General features: G+C 41.9%; 6 protein-coding genes. 2 read left to right on the forward strand and 4 right to left on the reverse strand.

Annotated elements, in window-relative coordinates; genetic code table 11:
- Positions 1–1,184, forward strand: a 1,184-nt coding sequence (locus VNZ46_RS25020; protein ID WP_325563707.1) for a Mur ligase family protein, incomplete at its 5' end; no start/stop codon positions are given.
- 57 nt (positions 1,185–1,241) lie between these two features.
- Here VNZ46_RS25020 and VNZ46_RS25025 read toward each other — a convergent pair.
- Genes VNZ46_RS25025 through fumC form a run of 4 tightly spaced genes read right to left on the reverse strand, consistent with a single transcriptional unit; the run spans position 1,242 to position 4,536 of the window.
- Complete coding sequence (locus VNZ46_RS25025) at positions 1,242–1,808, reverse strand: DUF1543 domain-containing protein (protein WP_325563709.1); 567 nt, start codon at positions 1,806–1,808, stop codon at positions 1,242–1,244.
- A 7-nt stretch (positions 1,809–1,815) separates the two neighbouring features.
- Positions 1,816–2,628, reverse strand: coding sequence for a S1/P1 nuclease (locus VNZ46_RS25030; RefSeq protein ID WP_325563711.1), 813 nt, complete (start codon positions 2,626–2,628; stop codon positions 1,816–1,818).
- A gap of 3 nt (positions 2,629–2,631) precedes the next feature.
- Positions 2,632–3,126, reverse strand: coding sequence for a fumarate hydratase (locus tag VNZ46_RS25035; protein WP_325563713.1), 495 nt, complete (start codon positions 3,124–3,126; stop codon positions 2,632–2,634).
- 12 nt (positions 3,127–3,138) lie between these two features.
- Positions 3,139–4,536 (reverse strand): class II fumarate hydratase, encoded by a 1,398-nt coding sequence (gene fumC / locus VNZ46_RS25040; protein WP_133783755.1) that lies wholly within the window; start codon positions 4,534–4,536, stop codon positions 3,139–3,141.
- Positions 4,537–4,676: 140 nt separating this feature from the next.
- On the opposite strand from fumC, the gene VNZ46_RS25045 reads away from it, so the two are divergent.
- The coding region (locus tag VNZ46_RS25045) for a serine hydrolase domain-containing protein (RefSeq protein WP_325563715.1) at positions 4,677–5,048 on the forward strand (372 nt) is incomplete at its 3' end.

Raw genomic sequence — 5,048 nt, forward strand, 5'->3', positions numbered from 1 at the left:
AATCTGCAAGAATCCCTATTATTGCGGTAACAGGCACAAATGGAAAAACCACCACAACCCGGTTAATTGCCCACATGGTAAAGAGCAATGGCACCAGGGTGGGCTATACAACCTCCGACGGGATTTATGTCCAAAATACCATGCTGATGAAAGGAGATACCACCGGCCCTGTCAGCTCTGAGTTCATTCTTCGCGATCCAACTGTAGAATTTGCAGTACTGGAAACCGCCAGAGGAGGTATACTACGTGCAGGACTGGGTTTTAATAAATGTGACATTGGAGTGGTGACCAATATCCAGGAGGACCATTTGGGAATTTCTGACATCCATAACCTTGATGATCTTACCCGTGTGAAAGCCGTAGTGATCGGTGCGGTGAAAAGAGATGGCTGGGCAGTATTAAATGCCGATAATAAATACTGTATTAAAATAGCCAATGATGCAGACTGTAAAATCGCTTACTTCAGCATGGACGAAAAAAATCCGGCCATTGTTGAACATTGCAAAAAAGGCGGAACAGCTGCAATTTATGAAAACGGATATATCACTATTAAAAAAGGAGACTGGAAGATACGTGTAGATAAAGTAACACACGTTCCTATCACCTTTGGAGGAAGTGTTGATTTCATGATCCAGAATGTACTGGCTGCTACGCTAGCTGCTTTTCTTTGCGGTTATAAAATAGAGGACATCCGTATGTCGCTGGAAACATTTATTCCTTCTGCCGCTCAAACGCCAGGCCGAATGAACATCTTTAAATTCAAAGAGTTCCAGATTCTGGTCGATTTTGCCCACAATCCAGATGGTTTTAACGGCATCAAGGATTATTTAAAAACGATTGAAGCAACGGAACATGTGGGTGTCATTTCGGGTACCGGAGACCGCAGAGATGAAGACATCAAAGAAACGGCCCGGATCGCAGCTCAAATGTTCGACAAGATTATCATCTGCCAGGAAAAATACCTGAGAGGCAGAAATCAACAGGAACTGATAGACTTATTGCTGGCCGGCATCCATGAGATCAAACCAGACATGGAAGTAACGATCAACAACAATGGAGAAGATTGTCTCAGATACATTATCGCCACAGCCAAATCCGGATCGTTTATTACGATTCTGAGTGACACGATTGACAACGCCATACATAAGGTAACAGAATACCTGGATAAAGAATTCGGGGTTTAAAACATAAAAGGCACAGCAATCTACAGCTGTGCCTTTATAATTTTATAATGACCTTATTTAATCTTTGATCTTTCCAAGAGGAAAATACCCCAAATGAATATCATCAGCCGGAAGTCCGGGAGCCTTCGTTATCCGGAGACGATAGCTCTCTTTAATACTTTTTGGCAAAATATCCATGATTTCAAAAATATCATCTACATCCACTCCATACTTATCATCGATATGGGAGGTTGCACCTGAAAATCCGGTATGACGGTAAAAAGCACTCTCCTTTGCCTGTCGTGTGGCATCAGCCAGATTTGGAGCTACAACAACCATTTTGTAATGAGGTTCGTCAAATTCTCCTTGTTTGTACCCACCTAAATTGATAAAGAATAATTTTGGCGCCTGCTCCTCAGCAGCACTCTTTTCAACAATTTCTATGCGGTAACCATCCACCTCAGTCACTTCCCGCCAGGCATCTATGTGAATTTTTTCTTTTGCCTCCGGCCAGAAATCCAGGATACCTGGAATTGTCTCCTTAAGTGTTCTGCTTACCGTAAAGAAAACATCATGTTGTTCGGTGTGCCTCCCCGCAGGCTTACAGCCCAACATCATCATAAATAGTTTAAATGGTTCCATCATTTGAATTTTAAGATTTCGAGTAGATATCATTGATGATTTTTGCCAGACGGACCCCGCCTTTCAACAATTGCTCATTTATGGTATCTACATAATCAAAATTATAACGGTAGCTCAATTTTTCCTCTGGCTTTATATGATCGTAAATTTTATTGCAGATCATATAAGACTCATAAACGCAATCTTGTAAAGAAGTTGCAGACCAGGTTTTGAACTGCTCCGGCGTTGGATGGTTAATAGCGGCTGCATATTCTGTATAACTCAGTTGCTGATAGTCCACCAAACCTTCGTCCCAAACCTTATGCAAATTGGATTTCTGCCCAAACCAGGTCACATTAATTTTATTACCGCCCAGGTCTTCTTTTCTTGCGGTATGCATAGGCTGATGAAGGTCGCCAACCAGGTGTATCAGAATCCTCATCGCCATTCTTTTCTGATCTGCATTACTCTGCGGATTTTTCAAAATGGAAACCATCTCCGGAATCTTATTAAACACATTAGGCCCCTTTTCTGTATTCAGAAACTGATAGACACCCTGCTGGTCCAGACCCCCCGGTAAGTTGACGTAATGCCATGCATTCAGGTAATTGAAAGTCGTATCAGATTTTATAAAATCAGGCCAGTTGGCCGCCATAGCCATAGACTCTGGGCCCAGCACTTTTTGCACGCCTTTCCGTGCCTTAGCGGTCAGGTAATAATCTGCAACTTGTCCTACTACGCGATGGCCCGTCATTCCCCAGGCAGAAGCCTTTACAGGAAAATACGCCATTGCAGCAATCATCAAACCCGCTTTTATTTTATTTTTAATCGAATATCTCTTCATTTCTTATAATTCTTTTTGCTCGCAAATAATGCGTTCTTTAAGGTTTAAGTCCAGGTCTCTCTGATCACTGATGCTTTCCAGCTGTATACTTTCAGGCTTTGCAGATTTAATCAGAAAACTCTTGGAAAACCGTCCTGTCTGATAACAACCGGAAACCTTTTGCTTATAATTGGCCTTGGTAAAAGTACCGTCCAAAAACAGACTATCTGCCCGCACTGCATATACTCCTTTGGCGTATTCTTTCCAAACCCCACCGTTAAAGCAGGAATCTGAATAATAATTTACTTTGGAGTGCGTAACCATATCTACATAGAAAGAATCGCATGTAAATTTAAATTTGTGCTGCGTATAGTTGAGCAACCGGGCCGAGTTGGCAATGCTGTCCTGGTTCCATACCCCCTGAAGGAAGGCCTCTCCTTTTCCCTGTACATTAGGCAATCTTCTGCAGGAAACCATCACGCCAGTCAATAAAAGGAAAAAGAAGAGGTTTCTCATCATCAAACTTCCCAATTATTTTAAACTACCGACCATGTCTTCCGGTCTTACCCACTCATCAAACTGCTCACTGGTTAATAAGCCCAGTTCTACAGCTGCCTCACGAAGGGTTTTATTCTCTTTATGTGCTTTTTTTGCAATCTTTGCTGCATTTTCATAGCCAATATGAGGATTTAATGCCGTCACCAGCATCAGCGAATTTTCAAGGTGCTTTTTAATTTCCGGAAGGTTCGGTAATATACCAGCAGCACAATGATCATTGAAAGAGACACAAGCGTCACCGATTAAACGGCCCGACTGTAACACATTCGCGGCAATAACCGGTTTGAATACATTCAATTCAAAATGTCCTGTACTTCCACCCACACTTACTGCCACATCGTTTCCGATCACCTGCGCACAAACCATGGTCAAAGCCTCTGGTTGCGTAGGATTAACTTTACCTGGCATAATGGATGACCCCGGCTCATTATCAGGGATGATAATTTCTCCAATACCGGAACGTGGACCAGAGCTTAACATTCTCACATCATTAGCTATTTTCATTAAAGAAACCGCCACTCTTTTGTAAGCACCAGAAAGCTCCACCATCGCATCATGTGCAGCAAGCGCCTCAAATTTATTTGGAGCTGTGACGAAAGGCAGACCCGTCAGTTCAGCAATTTTTTTCGCTACTAAAACATCGTATCCTTTGGGTGTATTTAAACCTGTACCTACAGCAGTACCACCAAGAGCAAGTTCGCTGATCATGACAAGAGCATTTTTAATTGCTCTTATCCCATTCGTAATCTGCTGAGCGTAACCAGAAAATTCCTGGCCCAAAGTTAAAGGTGTTGCATCCATAAAATGCGTACGACCTGTTTTCACAATCGATGCAAACTCAACAGCCTTGGCACTTAAAGTTGCCTGCAGTTTTTCCAACCCGGGAAGTGTAACTTCTGAAGCTTGTTTATAGGCCGCAATGTGCATTGCAGTAGGATAAGTATCGTTAGAAGATTGTGATTTATTCACGTCATCATTCGGGTGGAGGACTTTCTTTGCATCGCCCAGCTCGCCGCCATTGATCACGTGTCCGCGGTAAGCAATCACCTCATTGGCATTCATATTACTTTGGGTACCTGAACCGGTCTGCCAGATCACCAGAGGAAACTGATCATCCAGTTTACCTGCAATAACTTCATCACAAGCTTTAACAATCAGGTCTTTTTTATCAGCCGCCAGAACACCCAGTTCCTGGTTCGCTAATGCTGCAGCCTTTTTTAAATAACCAAAAGCATGTATTATTTCCTTAGGCATAGATGCTTCAGGACCAATTTTAAAATTATTACGTGACCGTTCAGTTTGTGCTCCCCAATATTTATCGGAAGGCACCTGCACTTCACCCATGGTATCATGTTCCGTTCTAAAATTCATAATCTATATAAGTTTTGCTGCAAATTTAAGGTTTATCTTCATATGGAAATGTAATGAAGATGATAATGTTTAAAACTCTTTTACGTTAAAAGGAGTATTATTTCTTATTTTTCCAGCTTTTAAAAAGAACTTATCAATTCATGACCTACCGTAATATTCTGGCCGTGGCTGTTATGGCCACTTTTCTATTTACAAATTGCTCTTCTTCCAATAAAAAAGCCGCTGTTGATCCTCGCGTAAGAACCCAAAATGACGATAAAGCTGACAGTCTTTTACTCGTTTACAATCCTGCAAAGGGGGATAAATTCATAGCAGATTTCGTACAGAATTTACATAAGAAATATGGATTTAACGGCAATATGCTGGTGGCCAAAGACGGCAAGATCATTTATGAAAAAGCCATAGGCTGGGCAGACTATCTGCACAGAGACAGCCTGAAAATCAATTCAGAATTTGAACTGGCCTCCGTAACCAAAACTTTCACCAGCGTAGCCATTATGCAGCTCATCGAA

It is taken from the genome of Pedobacter sp., from assembly GCF_035566355.1.
In the GTDB taxonomy this organism is placed as follows: Bacteria; Bacteroidota; Bacteroidia; order Sphingobacteriales; family Sphingobacteriaceae; genus Pedobacter.